Annotated in this window: 21 protein-coding genes; 11 read left to right on the top strand and 10 right to left on the bottom strand. The window is 62.3% G+C overall.

The window, feature by feature from the left end; genetic code table 11:
- Nucleotides 1-10: 10 nt before the first annotated feature.
- Both QF038_RS15505 and QF038_RS15500 read right to left on the bottom strand, forming a co-directional pair.
- The gene (locus QF038_RS15505) at nucleotides 11-847 is read right to left on the bottom strand and encodes a CoA ester lyase (RefSeq protein ID WP_307611016.1); all 837 of its coding nucleotides are present in this window, start codon (nucleotides 845-847) and stop codon (nucleotides 11-13) included.
- Nucleotides 840-1,505 (bottom strand): GntR family transcriptional regulator, encoded by a 666-nt coding sequence (locus tag QF038_RS15500; RefSeq protein WP_307611015.1) that lies wholly within the window; start codon nucleotides 1,503-1,505, stop codon nucleotides 840-842. The genes QF038_RS15505 and QF038_RS15500 overlap by 8 nt, the downstream gene beginning before the upstream one ends.
- A 361-nt stretch (nucleotides 1,506-1,866) precedes the next feature.
- Between QF038_RS15500 and QF038_RS15495 the strand changes: the two genes are divergently transcribed.
- The 5 genes from QF038_RS15495 to QF038_RS15475 all read left to right on the top strand — a co-directional run bounded on the left by QF038_RS15495 (nucleotide 1,867) and on the right by QF038_RS15475 (nucleotide 7,168).
- Nucleotides 1,867-3,246, top strand: a complete 1,380-nt coding sequence (locus tag QF038_RS15495) for an MFS transporter (protein WP_307611013.1) — start codon at nucleotides 1,867-1,869, stop codon at nucleotides 3,244-3,246.
- 118 nt (nucleotides 3,247-3,364) lie between these two features.
- The gene (locus tag QF038_RS15490; RefSeq protein ID WP_307611010.1) at nucleotides 3,365-4,378 is read left to right on the top strand and encodes an MBL fold metallo-hydrolase; all 1,014 of its coding nucleotides are present in this window, start codon (nucleotides 3,365-3,367) and stop codon (nucleotides 4,376-4,378) included.
- Entirely contained in the window at nucleotides 4,375-5,466 is a 1,092-nt protein-coding gene (locus QF038_RS15485) for an alcohol dehydrogenase catalytic domain-containing protein (protein WP_307611009.1), read from the top strand. Before QF038_RS15490 ends, QF038_RS15485 begins: the two co-directional genes overlap by 4 nt.
- Nucleotides 5,463-6,020, top strand: a complete 558-nt coding sequence (locus QF038_RS15480; protein ID WP_307611007.1) for a cupin domain-containing protein — start codon at nucleotides 5,463-5,465, stop codon at nucleotides 6,018-6,020. Before QF038_RS15485 ends, QF038_RS15480 begins: the two co-directional genes overlap by 4 nt.
- Complete coding sequence (locus QF038_RS15475; protein WP_307611005.1) at nucleotides 6,017-7,168, top strand: CaiB/BaiF CoA-transferase family protein; 1,152 nt, start codon at nucleotides 6,017-6,019, stop codon at nucleotides 7,166-7,168. The genes QF038_RS15480 and QF038_RS15475 overlap by 4 nt, the downstream gene beginning before the upstream one ends.
- Nucleotides 7,169-7,548: 380 nt before the next feature.
- Here the strand turns inward: QF038_RS15475 and QF038_RS15470 are convergent, their stop codons facing one another.
- The 5 genes from QF038_RS15470 to QF038_RS15450 all read right to left on the bottom strand — a co-directional run bounded on the left by QF038_RS15470 (nucleotide 7,549) and on the right by QF038_RS15450 (nucleotide 12,213).
- Complete coding sequence (locus tag QF038_RS15470; protein WP_307611003.1) at nucleotides 7,549-7,989, bottom strand: hypothetical protein; 441 nt, start codon at nucleotides 7,987-7,989, stop codon at nucleotides 7,549-7,551.
- 504 nt (nucleotides 7,990-8,493) lie between these two features.
- Nucleotides 8,494-9,108 (bottom strand): 4Fe-4S single cluster domain-containing protein, encoded by a 615-nt coding sequence (locus QF038_RS15465; RefSeq protein ID WP_307613497.1) that lies wholly within the window; start codon nucleotides 9,106-9,108, stop codon nucleotides 8,494-8,496.
- A 20-nt stretch (nucleotides 9,109-9,128) separates the two neighbouring features.
- A complete protein-coding gene (locus QF038_RS15460; protein WP_307611001.1) occupies nucleotides 9,129-9,923 on the bottom strand; it encodes a helix-hairpin-helix domain-containing protein in 795 nt (264 codons plus the stop codon).
- A 217-nt stretch (nucleotides 9,924-10,140) separates the two neighbouring features.
- Nucleotides 10,141-10,569, bottom strand: coding sequence for a hypothetical protein (locus QF038_RS15455; RefSeq protein ID WP_307610999.1), 429 nt, complete (start codon nucleotides 10,567-10,569; stop codon nucleotides 10,141-10,143).
- Between the two features lie 3 nt (nucleotides 10,570-10,572).
- Entirely contained in the window at nucleotides 10,573-12,213 is a 1,641-nt protein-coding gene (locus QF038_RS15450; RefSeq protein WP_307610997.1) for an AAA family ATPase, read from the bottom strand.
- A 359-nt stretch (nucleotides 12,214-12,572) separates the two neighbouring features.
- Here QF038_RS15450 and QF038_RS15445 point away from each other — a divergent pair, with 359 nt between their 5' ends.
- Nucleotides 12,573-12,902: a DUF4234 domain-containing protein gene (locus QF038_RS15445; protein ID WP_307610995.1), complete on the top strand. Its 330-nt coding sequence runs from the start codon at nucleotides 12,573-12,575 to the stop codon at nucleotides 12,900-12,902.
- Nucleotides 12,903-12,947: 45 nt separating this feature from the next.
- On the top strand, nucleotides 12,948-13,670 hold the full coding sequence (locus QF038_RS15440) for a hypothetical protein (RefSeq protein ID WP_307610992.1): 723 nt from the start codon (nucleotides 12,948-12,950) through the stop codon (nucleotides 13,668-13,670).
- A gap of 878 nt (nucleotides 13,671-14,548) precedes the next feature.
- On the opposite strand, the gene QF038_RS15435 is transcribed toward QF038_RS15440, so the two are convergent.
- On the bottom strand, nucleotides 14,549-15,301 hold the full coding sequence (locus QF038_RS15435) for a FadR/GntR family transcriptional regulator (RefSeq protein WP_307610990.1): 753 nt from the start codon (nucleotides 15,299-15,301) through the stop codon (nucleotides 14,549-14,551).
- A 94-nt stretch (nucleotides 15,302-15,395) separates the two neighbouring features.
- Between QF038_RS15435 and QF038_RS15430 the strand changes: the two genes are divergently transcribed.
- The 4 genes from QF038_RS15430 to QF038_RS15415 all read left to right on the top strand — a co-directional run bounded on the left by QF038_RS15430 (nucleotide 15,396) and on the right by QF038_RS15415 (nucleotide 19,975).
- On the top strand, nucleotides 15,396-16,274 hold the full coding sequence (locus QF038_RS15430) for a carbon-nitrogen hydrolase family protein (RefSeq protein WP_307610988.1): 879 nt from the start codon (nucleotides 15,396-15,398) through the stop codon (nucleotides 16,272-16,274).
- Between the two features lie 9 nt (nucleotides 16,275-16,283).
- A complete protein-coding gene (locus QF038_RS15425; protein WP_307610986.1) occupies nucleotides 16,284-17,633 on the top strand; it encodes an APC family permease in 1,350 nt (449 codons plus the stop codon).
- Between the two features lie 51 nt (nucleotides 17,634-17,684).
- Nucleotides 17,685-18,464 (top strand): carbon-nitrogen hydrolase family protein, encoded by a 780-nt coding sequence (locus QF038_RS15420; protein WP_307610984.1) that lies wholly within the window; start codon nucleotides 17,685-17,687, stop codon nucleotides 18,462-18,464.
- Nucleotides 18,465-18,850: 386 nt separating this feature from the next.
- Nucleotides 18,851-19,975, top strand: a complete 1,125-nt coding sequence (locus QF038_RS15415) for an EcsC family protein (protein ID WP_307610981.1) — start codon at nucleotides 18,851-18,853, stop codon at nucleotides 19,973-19,975.
- A 440-nt stretch (nucleotides 19,976-20,415) separates the two neighbouring features.
- On the opposite strand, the gene QF038_RS15410 is transcribed toward QF038_RS15415, so the two are convergent.
- Both QF038_RS15410 and QF038_RS15405 read right to left on the bottom strand, forming a co-directional pair.
- The gene (locus QF038_RS15410) at nucleotides 20,416-23,649 is read right to left on the bottom strand and encodes an exodeoxyribonuclease V subunit beta (RefSeq protein ID WP_307610979.1); all 3,234 of its coding nucleotides are present in this window, start codon (nucleotides 23,647-23,649) and stop codon (nucleotides 20,416-20,418) included.
- On the bottom strand, nucleotides 23,646-26,288 hold the full coding sequence (locus QF038_RS15405) for a PD-(D/E)XK nuclease family protein (RefSeq protein ID WP_307610977.1): 2,643 nt from the start codon (nucleotides 26,286-26,288) through the stop codon (nucleotides 23,646-23,648). Before QF038_RS15405 ends, QF038_RS15410 begins: the two co-directional genes overlap by 4 nt.
- Between the last annotated feature and the right edge of the window lie 11 nt (nucleotides 26,289-26,299).

Genomic DNA, 26,299 nt, shown 5'->3' with positions numbered 1-26,299 from the left:
ATCGGGACCGTTAGCGCCCCGTGAGGCGCCGCGCCGACCGCACACTTGCGGCGTCGATCATTGAACCGCTGTCATCACCCACTGCTCCGCGGTTTTCCCTGAGCGCGGCTTCGTACTGGTCCAGAAGGGCATGTGCGGCGGCGAGGTCCTCGGCGCCGGTGCTGAAAACCTGCTCCGCGACGTCCGCTTGTGCTGGGTGGATGCAGGCTCGGCTTCCAAACCCCATGTCCCGAAGACTGATGCAGGAGGCCTTGAAACTGGCCAGGTTTGTGTAATCCGCGTCCACCGGAGCCACTGGCTGGGGAAGACCCGCTGCGGCCGCATGGGTGATGAGCCAGTGGCGGAACCAAGTCATGTTCTCAGGGTGTGAGGCGGAGTGCCGTAAATCAGCCGCAAGGTCGATTTCGCCGAGCTGTACCTGTTGGGTGTCGGGAAGATTCAGCAGTTCGGCCAAAGCCAGCACGCCCCGGGTGCTTTCGATCAACAAACCCAGGGCAGGGCCGCCACCGGGTGCCTCACTGGTTCTCCGGGCAATGTCCTGTACGTAGGCGGGTTCCTCGGCCTTTGGGATCCAGAGCCCGGTGAGGTTGGGGCATCCAGCAAGCAGTTCCGCTTCACGCAATCCTGCCGCTCCGGTATTGATCCGGACCCAGACTTCACCGTCCCGGAGTTCGTCTTTCAGAAAGGCGACGGCTGCGGCAAGCGCAGCTTCCTTGCGTGAGGGTGCAACGCTGTCCTCCAGGTCAAGAATGATGGCCCCGCGGTGACTTCTTGTTTTAGCGAGAAGCTTGGGTTGGTCAGCGGGGACATAGAGAAACGAGGCATTGCTTGAGGCGGCCCTAGTCATCGTTCACCGGGAAAGGGTCCAGCTGGGGTTCCTCGGAGAGCCGGGAGGCCAGAGCCAGGTACCCGTGCTTCAGATGGTCGCGCGTGGCCGTGGCCACTAGGTTCAGGTCACCGGCCCGTGCTGCATCAAGGATACGACGGTGTTCCTCATGCGAATCGGGGGCCCGGTGTTCGATGACCTGCAGCAGGTCCCACGGGTACCGCTGCCACAGCATCGCAATCTCCGTCCGAAGCCCGTCGTCCCCGCACCGGTCATAAAAGGCGAAGTGGAACTTCCGGTTGGCCTCGTTGAACGCCGGCTTGTCCCCGACGCTTTCCGATTTCTCCATGTGCTCGAAGAGCTCTGTCACCACCTGGAGGTCCCGGCGGCTCATATTCCACACAGCCCGCTGCATTGCATAGGGCTCGGCCAACTGCCTCATCAGATACACCGTCTTGACCTGGGCGAGGTTGGCTGTCGCCACGCGTACACCGTGGTGCGGCTCTGCAACCAAGACGCCCTCGGCCTCGAGGAGTCCCAGCGCTTCGCGCACAGGAGTGATGCTCGTTGAAAATTTCGATGCCAACTGGCTCTGGGGCACCCGCGCCCCGCGCGCGAGTTCACCGGTGCTGATCTGCCGCCGCAGTTCGGCCGCGATCAAATCCCTCTTGGTTGCCACGCTGCTCCTTCGGTTCCGGTCTGGTGCTTACACATCAGACTAGCTTGAACTATGCCTAAGACTAGCAAAGAATGCATTCTTTTGAAAGATTATCGATTATCTCTTGACGATGTGCATTTTCTTTGTCACTGTGGATGGCAGGAGTCAACAAGGGGCGACTGATGGGGTCCTGCGGCACAGCCGCGGTAGGTCCTCCGGCAAGGCTCGCAGCCGACAGAAGGAACCACTTCCCTTCCCAGTCGGCGTCTCCCGTTCGCGTTGCCACCAGCGCCAGCAGAACCCAGCACTGGAAAAACGCGGCAACCCTTCGCCGGCCACAAAAACAGCCGGCAAGATCAGATCCACGTGCAAAGGAGCAACAATGGATTCGAAAGTCCAGTCCCCAGCGGGGGAACGCGAGGCCCGGCGGGCCGCCGCAGCTTCCGCCGTCGGCAGCCTTGTCGAATGGTATGACTTCGCCCTCTACGGTGCCGCAGCGGCCCTGATATTCAAGACCTACTTCTTTGGGACCACCGACCCCGCAGCCGGCTTGCTGGCCGCTTTCGCAACCTTCGCCGTCGGCTATTTTGCCCGCCCGTTCGGTGGCATGGTGTTCGGACATCTGGGTGACAAGATCGGCCGCAAGCCGGTGATGATCGCAACGCTGACCATCATGGGGATCAGCACGGCGCTGATCGGACTGCTGCCCGGCTACACCACCATCGGCCTGGGAGCCCCGCTGCTGCTGGTGCTGCTTCGCATTGTCCAGGGCCTTGGAGCCGGAGCGGAATACGCCGGAGCGGTCATCCTCTCCTCGGAGTCGGCACCGTCTGCCCGTCGCGGCTTCTACGCGTCCTGGTCCGGCGCCGGCGTATGGATCGGCTCGGCCCTCGGGCTCCTGTCGTTCCAGGCGGTGCTCGCCATGACCGGCGATGCCTTCTACACCTGGGGCTGGCGGGTTCCGTTTATCCTCAGCCTCGTGATGCTGCTCATCAGCATGTACATCCGGCGCAAGGTCAACGAAACCAAGTCCTTCGAGAAGGCAAAGCAGGGCAAGGAGATTGAGCGGATCCCGCTGGTCCGCCTCTTCCGGACCGAGAAGCGCCGGCTGCTGATTGCCCTCGGATCGAACTTCATCCTGTCCGGCTTTGCCTACATTCCCCAGGTCTGGGCCTTGAGCTACCTGACCAATAACCTTGGTCTCGCAGCTGTCCTGGCCCTCGGCATCAACGCCGCGCTCCTGCTCGGCGGGGCGTCATTCATGCCCCTGTTCGGACGTCTCGGGGACAAGATCGGCCGCCGCAAACTGTTCCTCTTCGGGTCTGCCTTCGGCGCGGTGTGGGCATTCCCCATGTTCATGCTCATCGATACCCGCCAGCCTGTTGTGATCCTGCTGGCACTGGTTGTTTGCTTCGTCGGTGCGGTGGCCACTTCCATGGCCGCCCAGGCCGCATTCCTGACCGAACTGTTCCCTCCGGCCATCCGCTACTCGGGCGTCGCGTTCGCCCGCGAAGTCAGCGGTGCGCTGCTGGGCGGCACCGCGCCACTCCTCGCCACGGCACTGTTCGCCTGGTCAGGGCATTGGTGGCCGATCGCGACGTTCATGGCAGTCATGGCCCTGGTCAGCCTCACGGCGGTCTACTACTCCAAGTACTTCCGTTCAGACGCGCACCAGGGAAGCGACGAGCGCTTCAACGAAAACACCGAGGGCCAAGGCCCGAACTCCCGCACGAACGCTGTGCAGTCAGTGCCCTCGCAGTAACCGCAGCCGAAACAAACCCCGGTCATCCCTTCTCCTGCCTTCAGGCTCGAAGCGGATGGCCGGGGACCCGGCCTCACCTGCCGCCACGAGAGTCCATATACATAACTAGGAGTTGAAAATGCCTGGAGTTGACCGGGTCAAGCTGACGATGGTGACCGACAACCACGTCGACATGCTGCTTGCGGACCTTCCCAACGTCACCCGCACGGGGCTCGCCCACCACTTCGATCCGAAAACCCAATGCGTGCTGGGCGAAAATGGCATCGCGCTGCACGTGGAAGTCAGCTGGGGCAGGTACACCTACCGGGCACTGTTCGACACCGGCATGTCCTCAAACGTTCTGCTGCACAACCTCTCAACACTTCACCTCGCCGCCAACGAACTGGACCACGTGGTCCTTAGCCACGGGCACCCGGATCACTACGGGGGACTGCAAGGACTGCTCGACGCGCGGGAAGCGCCCTTGCCGATTTCCGTGCACCCCGACGCCTTCGCCCCCCGCTACCTTCGGCTCGCCTCCGGCCAGGTGGCGCCGTACTTCAACTACGGACTGACCAAGGAATCGATCTCATCCCGTGGCGGAATGCTGGTGGAGCACACGCAGCCGTTGGAGATCGGGCCCGGGCTCGTTGCGACAGGTCCGATTCCCCGGGAGAGCGACTTCGAGGTTCCGCCCACGGACCTGTCCGCGCCCAACGCGCTGTTGCACGTCCGCGAGGGCAAGGTGGAGGCGGACGTGGTTCCCGATGATCAGGCCCTGGTTATCCAATTGGGTGACGGCATCATCATCCTCGCCGGGTGCAGCCACGCGGGCATCATCAACACGATTAACTACGCGAAGAAGATCACCGGTATTGAGCGGGTCATCGGGGCCTTTGGCGGATTCCATCTGGGCTTCCCGGGCTCGCCCAAAGCCAAGACCGAAAAGACCATTCAGGCGCTGAAGGACCTCGACGTCGAAGTCGTCGCTCCCAGCCACTGCACCGGCATGGAGGCGATTATGGACATCGCCCGAGCCATCCCGGACCGTTTCCTCCTGAACGTCACAGGCTCTTCGGTGTCCCTGCAGGCAGGGCCCACCCCTGCGGTGGACCTCGACGCCGAAGCGCGTGAAGGAGCAGCCCGGAAATGAAAGCCGTCCGTCTGCACCAGGTGGGCAATGGCGTCCAAGTGGATGACATTCCCGTCCCGCGCCCAACCGGTGACGAGGTACTGATACGGGTCGAAGCCGCCGGCCTGTGCGGCTCCGATCTGCACATCCTCAACGGCCGGACGCCCCTGCCTCACTACCCCAGAGTCCTGGGCCACGAGATCGCCGGCACGGTATGCGAAACCGGCCCCGGTTCTACCGGGATCGAGGCCGGCGCCCGAATTGCGGTGAACTTCCTGATCACGTGCGGACAGTGCCGGTACTGCGTGGCAGGCAGGACCTCGCTTTGCCTCAGCAGGGAGGGGCTCGGCATCGTACGCGACGGCGGGTTCTCGGAGTACATGGTGGTGCCCGAACGGAACCTCATCCGCATTCCGGACCCAGTTCCCTTCCGCCACGCGGCCCTGGCCACGGACGCCTTCGCCACCTCCCTGCACGCAATCTCCAAACGCGCGCAGGTGCAGGCGGGGGAGGGCTGCATCGTGATCGGGGTGGGCGGCCTGGGCCTGAGCGCCGTGCAGTTGCTCAAGATCCGCGGCGCCTACCCGATCATTGCCGTGGACGCCGATCCGAAAGCCCTCGAGCTGGCCATGAGCCTCGGAGCGACGCACAGTATCCCCGCCGAAGCACTGGAGGACGCTGACCATCCTGCCTGGGCCGGGACCCGAAACGCTGTTTATGCCCTGGACTTCGTCGGGCGTCCCGAGACCGTCCAGGCCGCCACACGCCTGGTGGACCGTGGAGGCCGCGTGGTGGTGGTTGGCCACAGTCCCCACTCCTGGAACACTGCGGCCGGAAGCATCATGGTCCGCGAGGAAAAAACGGTTATGGGCTCCTACGCCTTCGACAAGAACGAGATTGAAGACGTGCTTGGCTTCATGAGCCGCGGGCTCATCGACGTGGACACCATGATCGGGCAGGTCATCGGCCTGGACGACGTGGACCGCGCCCTCGCCACGTTCGGGTCACCCGGCCGTGCACCTGGCCGGACCATCGTCGAGCCCGCTGCCGACGCATTGAATGAAGGCGACGTCCTGTTCGCCGAAGAACCTGAAAGGACCATGTCATGAGCGACGCCACAGATTTCTTTACCGACAACGGATTCTCCCGGCTGACCGGGCCCCTGGCGGACAAAGCACGGGAGTTCGACGCCACCCTCGAGAAGGCCCGCAACGACGCGGGGTTCTCTCCGAAGGGCAACCTGCGCGAACCGGTCATCACCGCAGAGTTCCCAGGCTGCCCCACCGACCTGCCCATTAATTTCCTTGCCCTGCCCAACCGGCAGATGGATTACTGCCTGATCCGGATCAAGCCCGGCCATGGCTTCCCGGAACATGTGCACGGTTACGGGGATGAGATCTACCTCGTCATCTCCGGCCACGGCAAGGTCCGGATCGATGGGGAGCTCTATGACGCCGGCCCACTGGACACCTTCCACCAGCGGACAGGAGTGCGGCACGAAGTATTCAACCCCGCCGAAAACGAGGAGGACTTCGAGATCTTTGCGGTGAACACCCCTGCCGTCCACCAGGACCTCCGCTCGAAGTTCTGGGGCATCCCCGTCCCCGGAGCCACCACTGACGCTGAAGGAAGGTACCACCACGACGAAAGCCCGGTCCGATGACGCTGCCACTCACAGGAATCACGGTTGTCGCCCTCGAACAGGCCGTAGCCGTGCCGTTCGCCACGCGCCAACTCGCCGACCTCGGGGCCACCGTCATCAAAGTAGAACGGCCGGGAAGAGGCGACTTTGCTAGGGACTATGACGAAACCGTCCATGGTTTATCCAGCCACTTCATATGGCTTAACCGGAACAAGAAGTCGATCGTCCTGGACCTCAAAACAGAAAGCGGCAAGGAAGCGCTGCGCCGGCTGATCTCTAAGGCCGACGTCTTTGTCCAGAACCTCGCCCCCGGGGCGATTGAACGGCTCGGTTTTGTTCCAGAAGAGCTGTGCGGGGAGTTTCCGCAGCTGATCACCTGCAGCCTGAGTGGATACGGCAGCGGTGGCCCGCTTGGAAATAAAAAGGCCTACGACCTGCTGATCCAGGCGGAAGCCGGATTCCTCTCGGTGACGGGCACGGAGGATGAACCGGCGAAGGCGGGCATCTCCATCGCGGACATCGCAGCGGGCATGTACACCTACAGTGGAATCCTCAGCGCCCTGTATGAACGGGAAGTCACGGGAAAGGGCCGCCAGCTGTCCGTATCCCTCCTGGACTCCCTCACGGAATGGATGGGCTTCCCGTACTACTACGCCCGTTACGGGGGAAGCCGCCCGGTCCGGGCAGGAGCACACCACGCATCCATCGCCCCCTACGGCCCTGTCTCCTGCCTTGACGGTTCACTCCTGATCGCGGTTCAGAACGAACGCGAGTGGGAACGCTTCTGCACCTCGGTGCTGAATAAGCCCGAGCTCTCTGCGGATCCGCGCTTCGACACGGTCAGCAACCGGATCGCCAACCGCGCTGACCTCGACCTGCTCATCGATGAACAGCTGGGTAAGCGGCCTGTCCTCGATGTGGCAGAGGCTTTGGACGAAGCGGGAATAGCCCAGGGCCGGATGAATGATGTTGCCGACCTGGATCAACATCCCCAGCTTTTAGCGCGGAACCGCATCTCGACAGTGGAAACGGAGGCGGGAACAGTGAATGCCTTTCTCCCCGTGGTGGAATCAGCGGGCTGGGTACCCAGGCTGGAGCCAGTGCCCGCCGTCGGCGCCGACACCGAAGCCATTCTCAGCTGGCTCGAAGAAGAACGTGTGTCAGCGTAGTGACATTGTTCCGATGGAGCCGAACACATCCGGCCTCCCATGCTCTGGCGGGGAGGCCGGATGTGTTTGGAGTCGCACCGCGAAAGTGCGACGGCGGCACGCGGATTGCGGCTTCTGACAACTTGGCGCGGCGGCCGCACTTTCGGCTTCCCTGTAAGCATTAGCAACCTCAAGGCCCCTCGTATGAGGGCGTTCTGCCAGGCGCGTCCGCGCTCGTCCGTTTGCAACATAGAGCGGAGGAGCGTGGCCAAAGGGGGGGACCTGGACCACATGCGGAGCATCGCCCTGTACTAAGAAGGCACGGACCTCGTTGACGAGTTCCAGGGGAGAGACCAGCCGTACGGGCGCCCTACGACCCAACCTCCAACGGCGAACCCCAGCTATTGAACTGGCGGCTGCTGCTCGCCCTGTGGCTCGTTGTACACGAGGTGCTGAGGGGTCTGCGGTCGGGCGTTGGGTTGCTGCTGCTGTGGCTTCGGCGCGGGAGGAGATTGCTGGATCTGCTGAGCAGATGGCTGATGGGTAGCTGGCTGGTGGGCGGGTATGTGGGAAGACTGCCCCTGCCCGTTGAAGTTCAGCACGAATGGCAACGCATCAATGATTTTGAGAGCACGGCTGGCACCAACGTAAATCAGAACCACTCCGATCAAGGCGGTAGCGAAGCCAAGGAAAGCTAAGAAGCCTCCACCGGCTGATGCACCGCTGGAGTAGTAGGAACGGCTCGAACCGGCGATACCGATCCCGATAAATCCGAAAACAGTGCCGATGATCGATAGGACCAGGCCTGTAACAAAGATGCCGGCTGATGGCTTGAATTGCATATTCCCCCAATTCGGATAGAAGACCGAATGACAGAATATGGCACAAGTATCATTTTTTAAGAATGCGTCAAAGTCAATCCACCTAAGCCGGCTGCAATTTTCTCGTGTACAGAAACAACGAGACAAAGTCTGCCGGCAACCACGGAATCATGGAGCCAGATGTACCGTTGGCGGCACTTGGGTTCTTCATGCTGCCACGGGTGATGTGCATAGTCGCCCTAGGAGGGATGCACGGTGCCACCCGGCTAGCGCGGTACCAGATCGCGCAACCCCCTGAGCCCCTTGTCCTTAATTTTGAAGGCACGGTTCTATTGTTATTGCCCCGAATCCGGAATTACGGAAAGTACGTGCAGCGAGGACAAGTTCCGGAGAGGACTATGTAGCGCTCGAGCAGAATAACCCCGAGGCCCGCGGGATTGATAGGGTGACGGGTTACTTAGCCTTCCACAACTCGAATTTTGTGCAGGATGTTAGGAGAGGACGCGCTCAGCGGTTGTCGCCTTTCTACTCGGCGATTGCTCGTCGCGGTTTTCTGCTCGTTCCCGTTGCTTCGAGTAGGTTCTTGAGCGCATCCGTGTCAAGGAAGCCGGCCACGTCGATGGAACCATCAGGAAGAATCCGTATGTCAACGCGGTTGGCAGCCATATCAGGCTGGTAGGAGCGATACCGGTCGGAGATATGGATGAAGCGCTGGTTGGTGGAACCGACCAATGCTCGACCTGTTTCCTGCTTCCATGCCTGGTAGGGGCCGTCGACGAGCAGATCAATCCCGGCAAGGAACCTTTTGGTGTCTTCGTCCCTGTCACGCAGCATCTCGTACTCGTAGCCGGAGAACGCGATGACACCAAGCCCTTGTTCCTGCGCCTCTGTGACAAGCTTTGCACCGGCGGAAGGCTGGTCAAAGGGCTCACCCCCGATGAGCGTGAGGCCCTCGACTTCCCCGGCCATGGCACCAAGAACGATGTCGCTGACCGTCACATCGCTTCCGCCGCTGGGGCTAAAGAGGTGAGGGTTAATGCATCCCATGCAGCGGATGCTACATCCCTGAAACCAGACAGCTGTGCGTAGGCCAGGGCCTTCGGCTGTCGTCCCATGAAGGACACGCGCGATGCGCAGCACGTCCGTCGTCAAAGGTCGAGTCAACGGGCTGCTTGATTTGCGCTGCGCCGTGTTGGCTGTGGCTGGTCCGGGGACGGCGTAGCCCCACTGTTTGAATTTCCGAAGACAAGCCTGTGACGGTGTGGAATGAGAATGTGCGGTTGTATCTGGGCCCTGGCCATGAGTTGCTCGAAGGAGGTGAACTGTCCTTGGCTTTGACGTGCCTGCACGATACGTTCGGCAACGGCATGATCGATTCCGAGGGCAGCAACGAGGTCCTGGGTGGGTGCCGCATTCACGTCAATGGCGGCCGACTGGGCACTATGACCCGAAAAAATTTGGGCTGGCGGAGCGTATTGCACAGGAGGTGCCGGAGGTGGAGGAACGACTGACCTGAAGGCGGCGGACGCGGCGTTGGGATCGTAGCCTGCGGCAGGGTTGGTACTAACCGAGGGTGCGGAACTACCGGCTTGGGCATACCACTTGGTGTCGCCAGCGTGTGCCTTCCACACCAGCCATTTCCGGTTTGTGATGAAGGTTGCCACGAGTCCACCGATGAAGGTGAGGAACCATACCCATCCCCAAACGGTGCTCGCCGTGGAACGAATAGGTGCTTCCTTCGTGCCGGAGTCATACGTTCCGGTCGCCACCATGAGGCCGACCCCCAAAACGAGGAACCCTATGCCCGTTTGGATCCACAGCTTGTTCTTGGCTTTCACCCCGCGGATAAGAATTCCCACGCCCGTAAGTAAGCCGAAGGAGAGAATACTCCACAGGACTCCGGCACTGTTCCGCAGCCGCCATGTTCGTGAACACAGTTTTTCTTCGGGCGTCATCGTCCGTTGTCCCCCTCATGCTGTAGTTGCTGATGTGCCACTGTTTGTGTGGCGGTTTGGAAGTAGGCCGGAGTCAGGCGTGAATCCGCAATGACCGCGTCGGGGAGGAGTGCCTGAATCGCCGCCAGCTCATCTACGCAGGCTGGGCCCGGACCATTGGCCTCAGCAGTGATTGATCCGGAGGCTGAAACCGTGATAGTTATGGTCTTCTTTTGCATTATGTGGCCTGTTCGAAAACGAGTTGAACTTCTCCGTTTGCTGCCGTCTGGGAGACCAGGGTCATCCCCATCTCCGCGGCCCGGGCGTGCAAGGAAGCGATCGTTCTTTGCTGCAGCACGGCACCAACGGTCATGTCCAAGGCAGCCAGCATGTTGTCAGTGACCTGGTCGTCGGCGCGATCGACACGCCCGAGGAACAGTTCACCGATCCGTTGAAAAGTGATCCGGCCGTAAGGGCTGTCGCCGGTAATGCGCCCTTCTGCGACGCTGAGGCTGGTGGCGCCCATTGCAAGGAGCGCGTCGTGGAGCAGTTGCTGGTCCTTGATCCGGGTGGTCTTGCACTTCTCGCAGAGATCAGTGCTACGCGCTTCGCGGATAGCCGCGATGGCGGCAATCCCAAGGGGGATGAGGAGGACTTCGAGACTCATGGCCTAGTCCCCGAAGTCAATCTGCCGACCACCACGCCAAGAGTTGACGTCTGCTGGCGCTGCTGACCCGCTGGTGGAGTAATCGCCCCTGGAACTCGTCGACGTTGCTGCCACGGCACGCTGTGAAGCCCAATCTCGGACTCCCTTGATCTGCTCGGCTTGGGTGACCGACAAGGGGACAGTGTTGGTGATCGCCCGTCGGAGGTCTTTTTCGTTTAACCGCCGGCGTTCAGAATAAGCCTCGAAGCAGGCACTGACGGCCGCTTCGGCAATTTCTGCACCTGAGAAACCTTCTGTATGTTCCGCAAGGAAGCCCAGGGAGTCGCTGTTGATCTCGAAATCGCCACTCGCCGCAGACCCCGCGGTGAGTCTCTTCTCAAGCTGGATGCGCCAGATGTGGACGCGTTCCTCTCTGGTTGGCAAGTCCACGAAGAAGATCTCGTCGAAGCGGCCCTTGCGGAGGAACTCTGGCGGAAGGGTATCGATCTTATTTGCGGTGGCGATGACGAAGACCGGATTCTTTTTCTCCTGCATCCAGGTCAAAAATGTACCGAAGACCCGCTGGCTGGTGCCCGAGTCACCACTGCCGCTGGAACCAAAGCCCTTTTCAATTTCATCTATCCACAAGATGGAGGGCGAGACAGCCTCAGCCAGCCTGAGAGCTCCCCGCATATTTTGCTCGCTGGATCCTACGAGGCCGGAGAAGACTCGGCCGACATCTAGGCGGAGTAGGGGCAGACCCCAGAGCGTCGCCATGCATGTCGCTGTCAGGCTCTTGCCGCAGCCGGGGATGCCCGTTATGAGGACACCTTTCGGCGCCGGGATGGACCAGCGCTGGGCTTCGGGCAGCCACGAGCCGTTCCGCTTTTCCAGCCATTTCTTCAGATTTTCCAAGCCTCCGACGTCGTTCATCGAACCTTCAGGCGTGATGAACTCCAGCAGTCCTGATTTCCTGATGGTCTGGCGCTTTTCGTCAAGGACCAGAGCGATGTCAGAAGCGTCCAGTCGACGGTCCGAAGCGATGGCGCGTGCGAAGGCATTTTCTGCCTCGCCAAGCGTGAGGCCCTGTGCTGCTTGGATGAGCCTCTGACGTTCATCCGTGCTCAGATCAACGACGATCGATGCCGCGTTCGCGTTGACTATCTCATCCAGAACACCCTCGATTTCCCCTGCTGTAGGCAAAGGAAGGTCAACAACAGTGACTTCCTTTTCCAGGTCAGGCGGAAGCGTCATTCCCGGTGAAACGATGATGAGAGTATGCGGGACTTCTCCCGTGCGAAACGCAGTCGCTGCGTCCTGCACTGCACGCACCATGGTGGCCTCGGCTGGGCGTCCCTGCGATCCTAGGAAGTGGTGCAGATCGAAGAAGACGAATATGGTCGGCTCTTGAGTCTTTATCGCTTCTGCTAGGGCAGCGTCGGGAGCCGTGGGCTTTCCCGTCATCTGACCGGGGGCGTGCAGTCCCCTCGAAACGGTGTAAGTGACGACCCTCCGCTGACGACGAATGTCCGGGCTGACCGCGACGGCTTCCGCCGCGGCGACTACCCTGTCACCTTCGTGGGTCTCGACGAGAAGGATCGGGTGCCTGGCCCGGATCAACTCCACGAGTGTGGCCCCGAACTTCAGTGGCGTCTTCGAATTCACATATGCCCCCAATATAACTTCTGTCACAACTGGAGGAAGCATATCCCACTAACTTCCACCGCGGTGAAGGGCAAAAACGGCGGCTGAAGCAACGCAAGTACGAAAGGCACGCAACGAGGGCGCGAGTTGAATGCCACGTATCCAGGCCCGAGGGATGAGGAGCGGCCATCTCGCGCTCAAGGAAAAAGTCACTGCGACTCTTCAATATGACGTTTCCCGCAGGATCACCTCAAGATTTGCGCAGATTCGCCGATCCGCATAACGGCCGTCGGATACCGTCTCTTTCGGGGGAAATCTACGACGCTGTGTTGCGCCGACGGTATTACTCCGAGAGTTCATAAAACGTACCTAGGAGAATTATGAAATACCGCAGCATCGCAGCTCCCCTACTTTTGCCTCTCGTCACTTTCGGTATCTACTCCTTGGTTTGGAGTGTTAAAACGAAGAACGAAATGAATAAGTACGGCACGGGCATACCCACCGCTTGGTTGCTGGTCCTGCCTATCGCCAACATCGTTTGGCTATGGAAATACTCTGTGGGAGTCGAAGCCTTCACGCGTCGTGGTCTCGGACGTCATGCTGCTTTTTGGCTGATGCTCCTTCTCGGGACCATCGGTTCAGCCATAGTGCAGCACGAGTTCAACCGAAAAGTCGCACCAGCCCCGCTCACCTTGCCGGCCTCCGCCTGACTTCCTACCTGACTGATTCAGAAACCGGGCAAAGGGAGATGCACTGTGACGACTTCAGCAACTAACAATTCACCTCAGGGCGGTCCGCCTCGTCCGGAGGAGCCTGAGGAAGATGTCTCCGGCAGCAACACCGCCTTCCCTGCCGGAACGCCAAACTCAACGGATTCCCTAGAGCCACAGACAAAGGTCTGCCCTAAATGCAGTGTGCAAAGTCTGACCGTCGGTGGTTACTGCCCGAGTTGTGGCACGCCATATGTCGCGCGACGGCGTTTCGCCAATGTGAATAAGCGCCTCGTGGCTATAGCTGCAGCCGTTCTCATTATTGCGGTAGCCGGGATTGCCATTTCACTTAATATTCAGCACGCAAACCAGGTCAATGCAGAGAAGGCTGCGGCAGCGTCGGCGGCCGAAGCGGAAAACAAACGTCAGGCGGAAGCTACGCGGGCATCCCAGGCCGCGGCCGCTGCCAAACAGGCAGCAGATGCAACCAAACGCGCCCAGCGGAAGCTGATAGTGACATCCCTAGAAGATTCCATCCTGAAGGACGCCGAGTCCCGTGTCGCCAAAGGAGTCCTCGAGGGGCCAATCACCCGGGCATCCTGCACCCCTCTTGGTGGAGGTTCGTCCGATGACTTGACGGCCATCACCGGGACCTTCCAATGCATCGCAGTCAACAAGACCGAAGCTGACGGGTCATCCTCAGGCTACCGCTTTTCGGCAACTGTCAACTGGAACGATGCCAGCTATTCATGGCACTTGGGCAGCTGATAAAGGCTCAGGAGGGCGCGGTAAGTGACCGGCGGAGTTGTCTGTCGTATCAGCGGTTCCAGAGCTGATTCCTGTATTCGTTGATCAGTTGAGCTTCCACCTGAAGGGCCTGGGCTCTGGTCTCAAGCGTCTGCCAGCGCACTTCCAGTCCTGCATGGTCAATTGCTGAACGCGCTGCTTCCTTCGCCCTCATGGGAGTGCCTGCATGAGCTTCGTCCAGCCGTGCTTGGAGCCACTTCGGGTCTTCCAATGCCCTGTCGAAAGCATGCTCTCCCAACCCGGAGCCGGCTCCCTTGCCGCTTGCGTAGATTGCCAGTCGGCCACGGAGCCCATTGCCCTTCCTTTCTCCCGCCATGCCTATGTAGACAGGGCCGCGATGAGGTTCCGCTGCGATCCGGAACATCTAAACGCCGGGAAATCGCGGTGCGACTTTAAGGGCATCGTCAAACGGGGTCCATTCGGACCAAGTTCCATGACTGGGGGTGGCGACTGCACGGACGGGAGCAGGGTGAAGACTGGGCTTTTCAACTGTCGGCAGATGGGTTGGAATGGGTGGGATAGCGGGAGGTGACGGCGGTTTCGGAATACGCCGTCCGCGCTCGGCGGCGAGTTGTTCTACGTAACTCGGCCTGAGAAACCAGTTTCCTCCATGCTGCGGAGGGAACTGTCGGGCGCCTGGAGGCCGTTCATCACGAAGCCTTTGTCGTAACGTTTTCGGATTCATCCCAATATTGGCAGCGGCTTCTTCAGCGCTGATCATGAAGTCGTCCACGGTTCAATCCTGCCGTACATACTTGCTTTCTACAGGGAGGCTCGGGGAACGACTGACGCATAAGGCAGGGCACGCGCTAGAAGTTGCTACGTTCCTGCACTGGGCGCTACGGACGTCCGCCCTGCGTCAGCCCCATAAACATCGTCCCGTGGAGGATGTCCACGTGCTTCCGGGCGAGCTCCACCGCTTCCTCGACATGACCAGCCCGGAGGGCGGCCACCAAAGCGATGTGGTCGTGGTTGGATCTGTGCAGCTTCTCGATCGGGTAGGGGATGAAGTAGTCGTACAGTTCCGCAAGAGTCTCGTGGTAGACCCCGACGGCGGAGTCCAGGCAGGACGCGGTGCCCACCAGCTGATGGAACTGCTCGTCCATCCGGTGATAGTAGGACCAGTCTGTGGACTCCGCCATCTCGCGCGTCAGCCGCTCCAACTCATCCAGCTGCTCAGGCGTGGCATTAACTGCCGCATAATGGGTCACCGCGCATTCGAACAAAAGCCTCCGGTCCACCAGCCGGTTCACGGCCTGGGATTCCGCAGGGGACGCTGAAAGTTCGGCCAAGACATCCGTAGGCGGCGAATCAGCAACAAAGGTTCCGCCGGCCCGGCCGCGCCGGCGCACCACAACACCCTGCTCCGCCAGGCTCGCCAGCGCACGGCGGGCCGTAATCGGGCTGACCGAAAGACCAAGCGCCACGTCCTCCTGGTCCGGCAACCGTTCACCCGGCTTCAGCAAACCGAGGGAAATCGCCATCCCGATCCGCATCCGGACCGCATCCATGGCGCTCCGCCGCTCCATCCCGGGCATCCTGCCGGCACTCAGGCGTGAGGGCTCGGCGGTGTCCTCCAGCCGATCCGTCATAACCGCTACTTTACGGCCCACACCGGCCCCCTTCCCTTTATTGGATCATTCTGATCTAATATAACCCGGATCACACCCCAAAGTGGAGAAAAACATGCAACGCATCCTTCCCCTCGTCGCAGCCCAGGCAAGGCCACGGCTCATCGGCGAACCCGTCTCGGCCTTCGCTGACGAGGTCAAAGCAGCACTCGAAGCCCAGCCGCACAGCAAGCTGGTGGTCTTCCCCGAGCTGCACCTGTTCGGCGACGAAAACCCGGACCTGCAGCGCACGGAAATCCTTCAAGAATCCGCCGAACCGCTGGACGGCCCAAGGGTCAAAGAACTGAAACAGCTAGCGAAAGACCTCAACATCTGGCTGGTCCCCGGCAGCGTCTGCGAACGCGGCCCGGAAGGGCAGCTGTTCAACACCCAGCTGGTCCTCTCCCCGGAGGGGGAGCTCGCCGGGTACTACCGGAAGATCTTCCCCTGGCGCCCGTTCGAGCCGTACGATCCCGGCGACCGGTTCACCACCGTGGACCTGCCCGGCATCGGCAGGGTGGGCCTGAACATCTGCTACGACGCCTGGTACCCCGAGGTGTCCCGCCAGCTCGCCTGGATGGGCGCCGAGGTGATCCTCAACGTCGTCAAAACCACGACGCCGGACCGCAGGCAGGAGCTCATCCTCGCCAAGGCCAACGCCATCGTGAACCAGGTGTTCATGGTCAGCGTCAACTGCGCCGGCCCCACCGGCAGGGGCCAAAGCATCATCGTGGACCCGGAGGGCAACACTCTCGCCGAGGCACCGGACGATCAGCCGCAGCTGCTCACCGCGGAACTGGACCTGGCCGCCGTCGACCGCGTCCGCACGCATGGCACGGAGAACCTCAACCGCCCCTGGTCGCAGTTCCGCGAGGGGGAGCCCGCCGTCGAACTTTCCGTCTACCAAGGCCGGATCAATCCGGCCACCTGGACACCGCCGTCCTACAAGCCCTAAGGAAACACCGTGACAACAACCCTCACCCGCACGCTGAAACTGCCCTCGCTGGTCTTGTTCGGCCTGGCATACCTCACCCCGCTGATCGTCCTGGGGATCTTCGGGATCATCGCCGAAGCCACCGGCGGCGCCTCGCCGGCCGCCTACCTGGTGGCGCTGATCGCCATGCTGTTCACCGCGCACAGCTACGGCAGGATGGCCATCGCCTACCCCGTGGCCGGCTCCGCGTACACCTACGTGCGCCGCTCCATCGATCCCCGGGTGGGCTTCCTGGTGGGCTGGGCCATCCTGCTGGACTACCTGTTCCTGCCCATGGTCATCTGGCTGATCGGCGGCTCGTACCTGAGCGCGCAGTTCCCCGGCATCCCCATCGGGCTCTGGATCGTGGGCTTCATCGTGATCACCACGCTGCTGAACATCCTGGGCATCAAGGTGGCGGACAAGGCCAACTACGTGCTGATGGCGTTCCAGCTGCTGGTCATCGTGTTCTTCGTGGCGCTGTCCATCGGCAACGTGGTGTCCACCGCCGGCGCCGGGGGACTGGTGAGCAGCCAGCCGTTCGTCAACGGCACCTCCAGCTTCGCCACCATCTCCGCCGGCGCGGCCATCGCCGCGTACTCCTTCCTGGGGTTCGACGCCGTCACCACCCTCACCGAGGAGACCGTCAACCCGCGCAAGACCATGCCGCGCGCCATCATGCTCGTGGCGCTGATCGGCGGCGGCATCTTCGTGGCCGTGTCCTACGTTACCCAGCTGGTCCACCCCGGCGGCGTGTTCGAGGACTCCGCGTCCGCGGCCAGCTCCATCGCCCTGCAGATCGGCGGGCAGCTGTTCGGCGCCGTGTTCCTGGCCGGCCTGGTGGTGGCACAGTTCGCTTCCGGCCTCGCCGCCCAGGCCAGCGCCTCCCGCCTGATGTACGCGATGGGCCGCGACTCCGTCCTGCCCAAGGCCGTCTTCGGCAAGCTCAGCGAGAAGTTCCACACCCCTGTGGTGAATCTGGTGATCACCGGCATCATCGGCCTGATCGCGATCTTCCTGGACGTGGCCACGTCGACGTCGTTCATCAACTTCGGCGCCTTCACCGCCTTCACGCTGGTGAACGCCTCGGTGGTGTTCCACTACGTGCGCCAGCGCCGGGCCGGGCAGCAGCTGAACCCGGTGTCCTACGTGGTGGTCCCGGTGATTGGCGCGATCATTTGCGCCTACCTGCTCTCCCAGCTGGACAGCAACGCCATTACGCTGGGAGTGTCCTGGCTGGTGCTGGGCGTGCTGGTCCTGGCCCTGATCACCCGCGGGTTCAAGGCAGCGCCGCCGGAGATGACGGCGACCGAGAAGGCGACGGTCGAGGCCGCGGCCTGAGTTCTGGTCAGCGTGGTTGTTTGGCCGCTGGGCCGAGGGAAGGAACTTCTTGTGAGGATAGCGCTGGGGCAGCTGGAGTCGGGCGCCGACATCCGGGCCAACCTCGCCGCGATCGACCGGTTCGCCGCAGAAGCAGCCCACGACGGCGCCGCGCTGGTCGCCTTCCCGGAGTACGCCACCTACGAGAAGAAGAAGGTGGACGCGACCTTTCCCGCGGTGGCCGAGCCGCTGGACGGCCCCGTCTGCACGGAGCTCGCCGCCATTGCCCGCCGCCACAGCATCGCGCTGGTGGCGGGCGTGGTGGAAACCTCCGACGAGCCGGGCAGGGCGTACAACACGCTGGTGGCGTTTGGGCCCGACGGCGGCCCGCTGGCTTCCTACCGGAAAATCCACCTTTTCGACGCGCAGGGCTTCGGGGAGTCCACGTTCATCAAGCCCGGACCGTCCACGGACCCGGTGGTGTTCGAGCACGGGGGAGTGCGGTTCGGGCTGATGACCTGCTACGACCTGCGGTTCCCGGAACTGGCCAGGTCGCTGGCCGACGCCGGCGCGCAGGTTCTGCTGGTCTGCTCGTCCTGGGTGCCGGGCGAGCACAAAACGGAGCAGTGGCTCGCCTTGAACGCCGCGCGGGCGATCGAGAACAGTTTGTACGTGGCCGGGGTGTGCCAGGCGCCGCCGGTGTCTGTCGGCCGGAGCGTGCTGGTCCATCCAATGGGGGTTGTCGAGGCGGATCTTGGGCTGGAGCCTGGGGTGCTGGCGGTGAAGGTTTCGCTGGAGACGGTGGAGCGGGTGCGGGAGTCGTTTCCGATGTTCCGGCAGCGGCGTCTTTAGGGGTAATGCCCTCGGCGAGACCTGCGAACCCAGGCAGCCGCCCCGTCACCGTCTTACCGGCTAAGACCAACGGGCCGGTATAAACGGAGACGATAAGTGCCCGCCGCCCTTGCACCGCGTCGGAAACGTGCAAGGCCCTCGCTGAGTGAGCAAGGGCCTTGCTGTTCGGTACTCTTGGCTACCAACCTTGTGAACCGTAAGACCAATCTAACTGCCCTTGCTCAGCAATGACTCAAGATTGATCATCAAAATATTCAAGAATTACATGTCTTCATGGATGAAGTCCGATGCTCTTATATACCTGTGGCTCGTACTGCTCGTGGGTCGCTTTCCGGTTGCCATCGTGTCGGACTGCGTTCACTGCTACGTGAAGGCATAATTGCGGCATGACAGAACCCTCGACGTACGAGCTCGAAGCATGGCACAACATCCAGCGGTTCAAGGGCCGACCGCTCTCACAGGCGATACGAAATGCGGGCGAGCAGGTGGCCATCGGCGCTGAGAAGATCGGTGAACGCGCTACGCAGTATTTGGAGGAAAGGCCAAGAGCTCAAGCTACCGTTGTCCGGGGACAGGAGCTCGTTTCCAGGGGAGCTCACGCGCTCGGCACCGGGGCTCGAAAAGCGGCCGAGGCCATTCCGGATGGAATTTCCGATTGGAGCGGCGCTGCATTTACATCGATGCGCAAATCGGTGGCTCGGGTCTCAAGGGCAGGACTCTCACCAAAGCAAGTGGTAGCGAAGCACAAGAAGCGAAAGCATGCCGTCAGTAACCTTTCCGACCTGCGACGTTTGGACCTCGAGCAGATCGACGCTGTTCGTGGACGAGGGGCGAGCTGGGGATATCCGCTTGCTGCTGCACTTTCTGGAGCCGGTGCAGGACTGGCGATCTCCGGCGGGGAACTTGCAGTCCCCCTCACTGGTGGTGCTGCGGCAGCACCTTCGGGTGCCGTAATCGCCGGCGCCTTCGTTGGCGACGCCGCATTAGTTCTGGCGCTTGGGTCCCGCTGCGTCGGCGAAGTGTCGTTGCACTACGGCTACGATCCGGAAGAACCTGCTGAAAAGCTCTTCATCATGTCTGTCGTCAATGCCGGAACGGCTGTGTCCGCCGGTGCGAAGTCTGCCGCACTGGCCGACATTTCACGCCTCACCCAAGCTCTTGTCCGCAAAAAGACGTGGGAAGTTCTGGATAGATCGATCGTCTCGCAGGTCTCGAAGCAATTCGCGAAGGCATTCGGCGTTCGCCTTACAAAGCAGGGGCTTGGCAAGGTTGTTCCCGTTGCAGGAATTCTCGTGGGCGGGACCCTTAACTGGACCACTTTGGAAGGGATCTTTGACGCCGCCAATATCGCGTACCGTCGGCGGTTTCTCCTTGAAAAGTACCCGCACCTTGAAGAGGGGGAATCACAAGGATGGCTTCCTTACGACGACCAATCCGGCCTAGACGACTCCGACGAACCTATCAGCGTGCTCGGTGAGATCGTCGAGGCGGGCGGCCCTGACCTGCACTGATCGTAGTGTCTCCGCGCGAAGGAGCGTGATGTAGATCTGTCCAGGCCGTGGACGCCGACCTCAAAGCTGTGCCCCAGAACAGTGACAGTGCCAAACGGACCGGCTGATTACAAAAAACGCTTGGCGATAAGAACTTTTTGTAAGTCGGGGAAATGCCCACGACAGCCTTTATATTGCTCGTATGGCTAATGACGGCGCGACAAGGAAAAGAACTGCGACAAGGAAGTGTCCGGTTTGCGGGCATGAGTCTTGGCGCATCATCTACGGCATGGTTATGCCCGATGCGAGGGAACAGTACCCGAAAGCGGAGTTCGCAGGCTGCGTCGTACTCACTGAAGAGCGCTACTACCCGCGGACCGGTAAGACAGAACTCGGTGTTCCGAAATGGGCCTGCCAGAACGGCGGGTGCGGTCATTACTGGTGGTGACCGCACCCGGGTTCTACGCCTCGCTTACCTCGTAAACACTGCCCAATGCCGGAAAGTGGATTAGCGTCCGCAACACAGGTTTTCCCGTCGCAGCGAGAATCGCATTCCGGTACGCCGCCATCTGGCCAAGGTACTTTTCCCGCACATGTGCTTCGGGATCGCTGCCCGGATACGTCTTGTGATCGACAAGCACGAATCCTTCCGGCCCCTCCAGCAAAAGGTCTATCCACCCCTCCATTACTCTGTTGTCCGGGCGCCAGCCAATAGCGGCCTCACGGTGCCTGACCCAGGCGGGGAACTCTGAGTCCAGGTACTCCTCTAGGCGGGTTCCTGATGTCACGAGGAGCTCAGGCGTGACCAGATGTCCGACTTTCCAACGCCCGATAATTCTTTCCGAAAGATTCAGCTGCTGCCCGCCGTCCAGAGCACCGTATTCGGTGCCGAGGTACGCATGGACCGCGCTTCCCACGGCGCCCCATTCGTCCGCACCATGCTCGGCGAGCCGAGAGCCAAGTTCGGCAGCCAAGGACACGATTGCCTTGTCCGCGCCGGAACCCTCGGAGCTGGCGGTCAGACGCGCCGGAAGATACGCGACGGGGGGTACTTGACTCGGCGCGTCGGTGAACTGTGCGGCCACTGCGGGTACGGCCGCAGTCTGCTCCGCCGGTTCGAGTGTCGCAACCCGGGCCGGAAAGACGCCGTCGCCGGCAACCTTCAGCGTCCCAGAGGCGCTTGGCGACTCAGGGTCCTCGAACAGGTCCGCCCCGGAGTCCCGGGCTTCGGGTTCCTCGGTTGCAGACCAGGACAGAAGGGATTCGACGCCGAGATTGTTCAGCAGACCGGGGACGTTTCCCTTGCCCGTCAGCACATTGGTCTCCACAGCTCGGGTCATTCCGACGTACATCAGCCGTGCCACGTTCCGCCGCTCGCGCTCCTCGGCGTTCAAGGCCACCTGGCTCTCCTTGCCGCGGGCATCCAGCGGAGAGCCGGAGTAGGGGAAAGGGCTAGGCCAGAAGCGGATCCAGCGTCCGGCGAGGGGCTGCTCAAGATCAAGCGTTCCGTCCTGTTCCACGGCGGCACCGAACGCCGCGAAGCGCAGGTCCTTGTCCAGTGCTTCCATGACCACCACAGGCCACTCCAGCCCCTTGGCTTTGTGGTAGGTGAGGACGTTGACGACGTCCGGGCCGGCGTTCTCAGCCGACTGCTGCTGCTCCGCACCGAAGAACGTCAGGAATCCCCGCAAGGTGGCGGGCGAGCGGAGCGCCAGGCAACGCTCGTAGTAGTCCTCAAGGGCGCCGCGGAAAGCGTCGAGATTGCGCAGTCGTGTCGCCGGCGCGGACCAGGACTTGATCAGCCGCGGAAGTCCCAGCGCACCGACCACCGCTTCGAAGATTTCGGTCGGCGTTGCCGTCTTGGCCTGCGTGCGCAGCGCATCCAGCGCTGTCAGCAATGGTTCCGTTCTCCAGCGGTCCAGCACCGTTGAGGGCTCGACGGCGGACAGCAGTTCCCGCTGCCATGTCAGGTTCGCAGAATGACCGGGGTGGAGGGCCACAATCTCGGTGAGTGCCACCGTGTCGTAGCCGTCCGCCACATAAGCCATTCCTGCGCGGGCCAACTGGATTTCACGGGCGTCGGCAAGCTTGCGCGGATTGCGGCTTGCCCGGATACCCAAGCCGTCAAGGGCCGCGGAGAGCGCCTCGACATCGGCGTTGGACCGGGTCAACACAGCAACGTCTCCCGGGCTTAACTCTGTGCGGCGTGCCAGGAACTCAGCAACGCCGGCCGCCGTGGCACGCAAGCGCTCGCCATCGTTGCTTTGCGGACGCGTCCAGGCCTCGAGGCTTCCGGGTGACCAGTCTTTGTGATCCTCCGGCAGCTCGAGGTGCACGGTGTCGTAAGCCATGCCGTGCTGGGCGAATACCGGCTCGAAGACAGCGTTGGACAGCTCGACGACGGCCTGGTGGGACCGCCAGGACTGTGAAAGCTGCTGTCTCGTTGGCACGCGGTCAACGACCGCCTGCATCAGGTCCGGGTCGGTGCCGCGGAATTCGTAGATGGACTGCTTCGGATCGCCTACCCACACGGCCTCTTTCACCAGGCTGCTGAGCTGGAGGAAGAGTTCCAGCTGCAGCGGGCTCGTGTCCTGGAACTCGTCGACAACAAGGAAGCTGATGCGCCGGCCAAACGATGCGCGGAAGGCCTCGCTGTTCCGGGCGAGTTGGAGGACGAGGGTCTCCTGGTCCACGAAGTCCATGAGCCCGTGAAGCCGCTTGAACTCGGCGTAGGTCAGGAGGCATTCGTTGGCACAGGCAAAGATGCGCCGGATGTACTGCTCCAAGTCGGAGTGGAACGCCGGGTTGGAGAGAAGTCCCTCATGAATGCGTTCCCGCAGGTCCCAGAAGATCGACTTGATCGGCGCGGCAGGGGCGGACGCGATGAAACCGCGCCAGATCTCCCACGGTGTGTCATCGACGTTGACCGCCTGGTCGAGCTTCTGGATCACCTTGGGGTACTGCTCGCAGAAAGCCTTCGTGTTGATTTTCGCGGCTTTTCCGTCCGGACCGATTCCCGTCCTCGCAACGGTATCGAGCTGGATTCGCCGCTCGATGAACTCCCGGTGCCATACCTGCCGGTCGTCCTGGCCCGGCTCGTCCAGCAGTTCCCGGAGCCCGCGCCAGGACTGCTCGGCACAGGCAGCCAGATCGTCGGCATCAAGGAGATTGGTGCGCGCGGCGTCTACGATCGCGCGAACAGTCTCTTCCCACGGCTGTGCGTCCCGGGCTCCGTTACCGTCAGTGCCCATCCTGCGGGCGATGGGCAGGATATCGGCTCCGTGCTCAGCGAGGATGGTGTCCGTGGCCAGGTGGAAGATCCCATGAAGTTGCTCCTCTCCGATCACTTCAAGTGCCGGGGAGAGCCCTGCATCGATGGCATGCTCCTGAAGCAGTTTTCCGCAGACGCTGTTCACTGTCCCGATAAGGCTCGCCGGCAGTTGCTGCGCCGCGAGCTGCAATGACTCGGCCAGCGTGAGATCTCCGGACGAGGAGGCTGAACCCGACTGATCCAGAAGCCGCGCCCCGATGCGCTCCTTCAGCTCACCAGCCGCCTTCTTGGTAAAGGTTGTGGCCATCACGGCGTCGGCAGGCAGTCCGTCCTCGATCTTTTCGGCGATGACCTGGGTGAGATGGAACGTTTTGCCGGTCCCGGCACTCGCCGAGACCATGGTGACGTTGTCCAGCAGGTTCATGAAAAGTCCCCCTTCAATCCGCAGAGCACACCGAAATCGCAGAAACGGCAAGGCGGCTTTATGTGGTGTCTGCCAGCGTCGGCGTCCACTTGGGCGCGGTCAGGCACGTCTGCCGTGCGGGCGTCGTCGGCCGGCTGGGCTGCGGTGATGCGGCCCGCTAGCACTTCTTCAACAGTGAATTCGGCGGCCGCCACAGCCCGTGTCCAAAGCTGCGCGGGCTCAACCGCCCGGGGCAGGGGCGTTCCGAAGTGCGGATGGGCCGACGCGAAAGCGCCCTGTTTCAGCAGGTAGAACGCCGTCGGGTCATCGGGCGGGGTGTCCCCGGAATGGAGGGCCCACTGGTAGAGCGCTAGCTGGAGGGCGGTGCCCTGCTGGATTTCCTCGCGGCGGTACTTCGCGTTATTGGTCCACTTGAGGTCGACGACGACGGTGCGGCCTTCTGCGTCGATGCCCACGGCGTCTGCGCTGCCCTTCACGTGGACCGTGAATTCCTCGCCGTCGGCGGACAGAAGTACGTCTTTTTCGAATTCCCGCTCGACGTCCTGGAGCGTTATGCCGCCCCCTGAGAGCTGTCTGAAGAAGGTTCCGATCGAGGCCACGAGGGTGGCGGTGACGGCGGAACGGCGGCGCAACTGGCCCGGCAGCAGCAGTTCCGAGGCGTAGTGGGGAATCAGTTCGTCGACGGTCAGCCGGATCTCTGTTTCGTCGGGAACTGCGCGATTTTTGGGGCGAAGGCGATGGTGGAGGACCTCCACCACCTTGTGCGCGAAGCTCCCGAGCATTTGGTTGTCCATGGGGATGCCAGCGGCGTCGGCAACGTGCAGCCGTGACTTCTTCTGCAGCACCCAGGCAAGGGAGCAGCCGAGCAGCGTCGTTAGCTGGCTGAAGGACAGTCGCTCCGGTCGTAGCGAGGGATTCGGGCCAACTTCGTGGACAGGCGGAGGTGGAACGGGCAGGTGCCGGTCCACGGGAACCAGCTGGGCGCTCCGCCCGGCGAACCGCCAGCGGCCGTCGGGGCCGGTGAGCTCGGCCGGCGTCGTGCTCAGTAGGGCGATGCGTTCGGACAATGACTTCGCAGTTCCCTCTTCCGGGCGCGGGGGCTGGGCGGCGGCCAGTGCCTCCAGGAGCGGATTGCTTTCCGTCCGCTCGCCATTGAGCTGCTGGGCCTGGATGATGACCAGGTTCCGGCACCGGCTGGCGGCTGCGAGCGTCTGCCCGGCCGAAAGCGCCGCAAGGCCTTCCGGTGACGGCAGGTGGACACCCACCCTGGCGAGGGTCTCGACATCGTGCGCGTCCCAGCGCCGCCCCGGAGCCACGGATCCACTGCGGAAGCCCCACCACAGTACGTTCTCGACGTTTCCACCGAGTTCGTGCAGATGGTTGAGCCGGAGCCAAGGACTGGCTTCCGCGGCGACTAAGGGGCTGGACGTTGGCGTCACCACGGCGGAGATGATGCGCCGCAGCTCGCGGCGGGAGACGGACGGGAGGGGCGCGACGAGCTCCAGAATCCGCTGTAGCTGGGTGGACGGGGCCTGGAAGACGGGGTCGACGGCGGCGCGGGCCCGCAGCCGCCCGGCCAACCACGCCGCGCTCCCCGCCAGGTCGGCTCCGCTGGCGTTGTCCCCGGTGATCAGGCCAGCGTTAAACGTACGGTCGAGGATGGCGGCCAGGTCATGACCAAGCTGTTCGTCGTCGGCAATCTTCCGGATGGCCTCCTTCCAAGCGGCGCCGCCTGTGCCGGGTGCCTGTTGGAGGGCCTGGAGGAGGTGGTGCGCTGCCCGTCGCTTGACCGGGCTGCCGGGGAGCGACAGGAACTCAGCCAGGAGCCGTACGTCGGCCGGGGCCCAGATGAGCTCGAAGAATAGGGGAACTAGCTGGTCCTGTACCCGCCACGGGGAGCGGGCGCCCACACCCAGACGGGGTAGTCCATGCCCGGCAAGGTACTGGTCAAGGACGGAGGTGCTGTCCGAGCACACCACAGCTGTTCTGGCGTTGTCTCCGTTGGAAAGCCAACGGGCTGCCTGCTCGGCGGCCTCCCACTCTGTTTCGGCTGTGAGAATTGTCAGGCGCGGCTGGACACGTGCCTGAGTCGCATCGCTGACCTGGACGCCGTGCCCGCGAAGTTTGGCGATAATGCGTTGCCAGACTGCGGGGAAGGATGTCTCGGGGTGCTGGAGGATCAGCTGGTCGATCCCGAGCGGCAGGGGAGTGTCGAGGGCGTCGAGCAGTTCCAAGGTGTCGTCCGCAAGCGAGGGGGCCAAATATCCTGCGGCATGTTCCGCAGCAGTCAGCGTGCGAAGCAACGGCGAAGGACCTGCGACGTCAGGACCGTTCTCGGGCAGCGTGCCGTCCCATCCGTTGCTGACGGCGTCGTCCCGGGCGTCGAGAACCTCCCGGGCGGTGGACCATGGATCCACCTGGAGCGAGGCATGGAACCATTGGGCCGGTGTGTCTATGGACTGAAGTCGCTGCAGGTACTGGCCGATGCGCTCGGCGTGCGGGGTTTCGGGGCGGGTAATGCCCAGCCGTGTCTGCAGCAGGGTGGTCAATCCCTTGCGGCCTACCCGCACGTGGTTCAGGCCAGGCTCAGTGTAAGCCCACGGGGCTCGGTCCAGAAGCCATCCGAACTCAACGATCATTGTTGCCCCCA

The organism is Pseudarthrobacter sp. W1I19, assembly GCF_030817835.1.
Lineage (GTDB): Bacteria > Actinomycetota > Actinomycetes > Actinomycetales > Micrococcaceae > Arthrobacter.
This window is presented reverse-complemented; position numbering and strand designations above follow the sequence as displayed.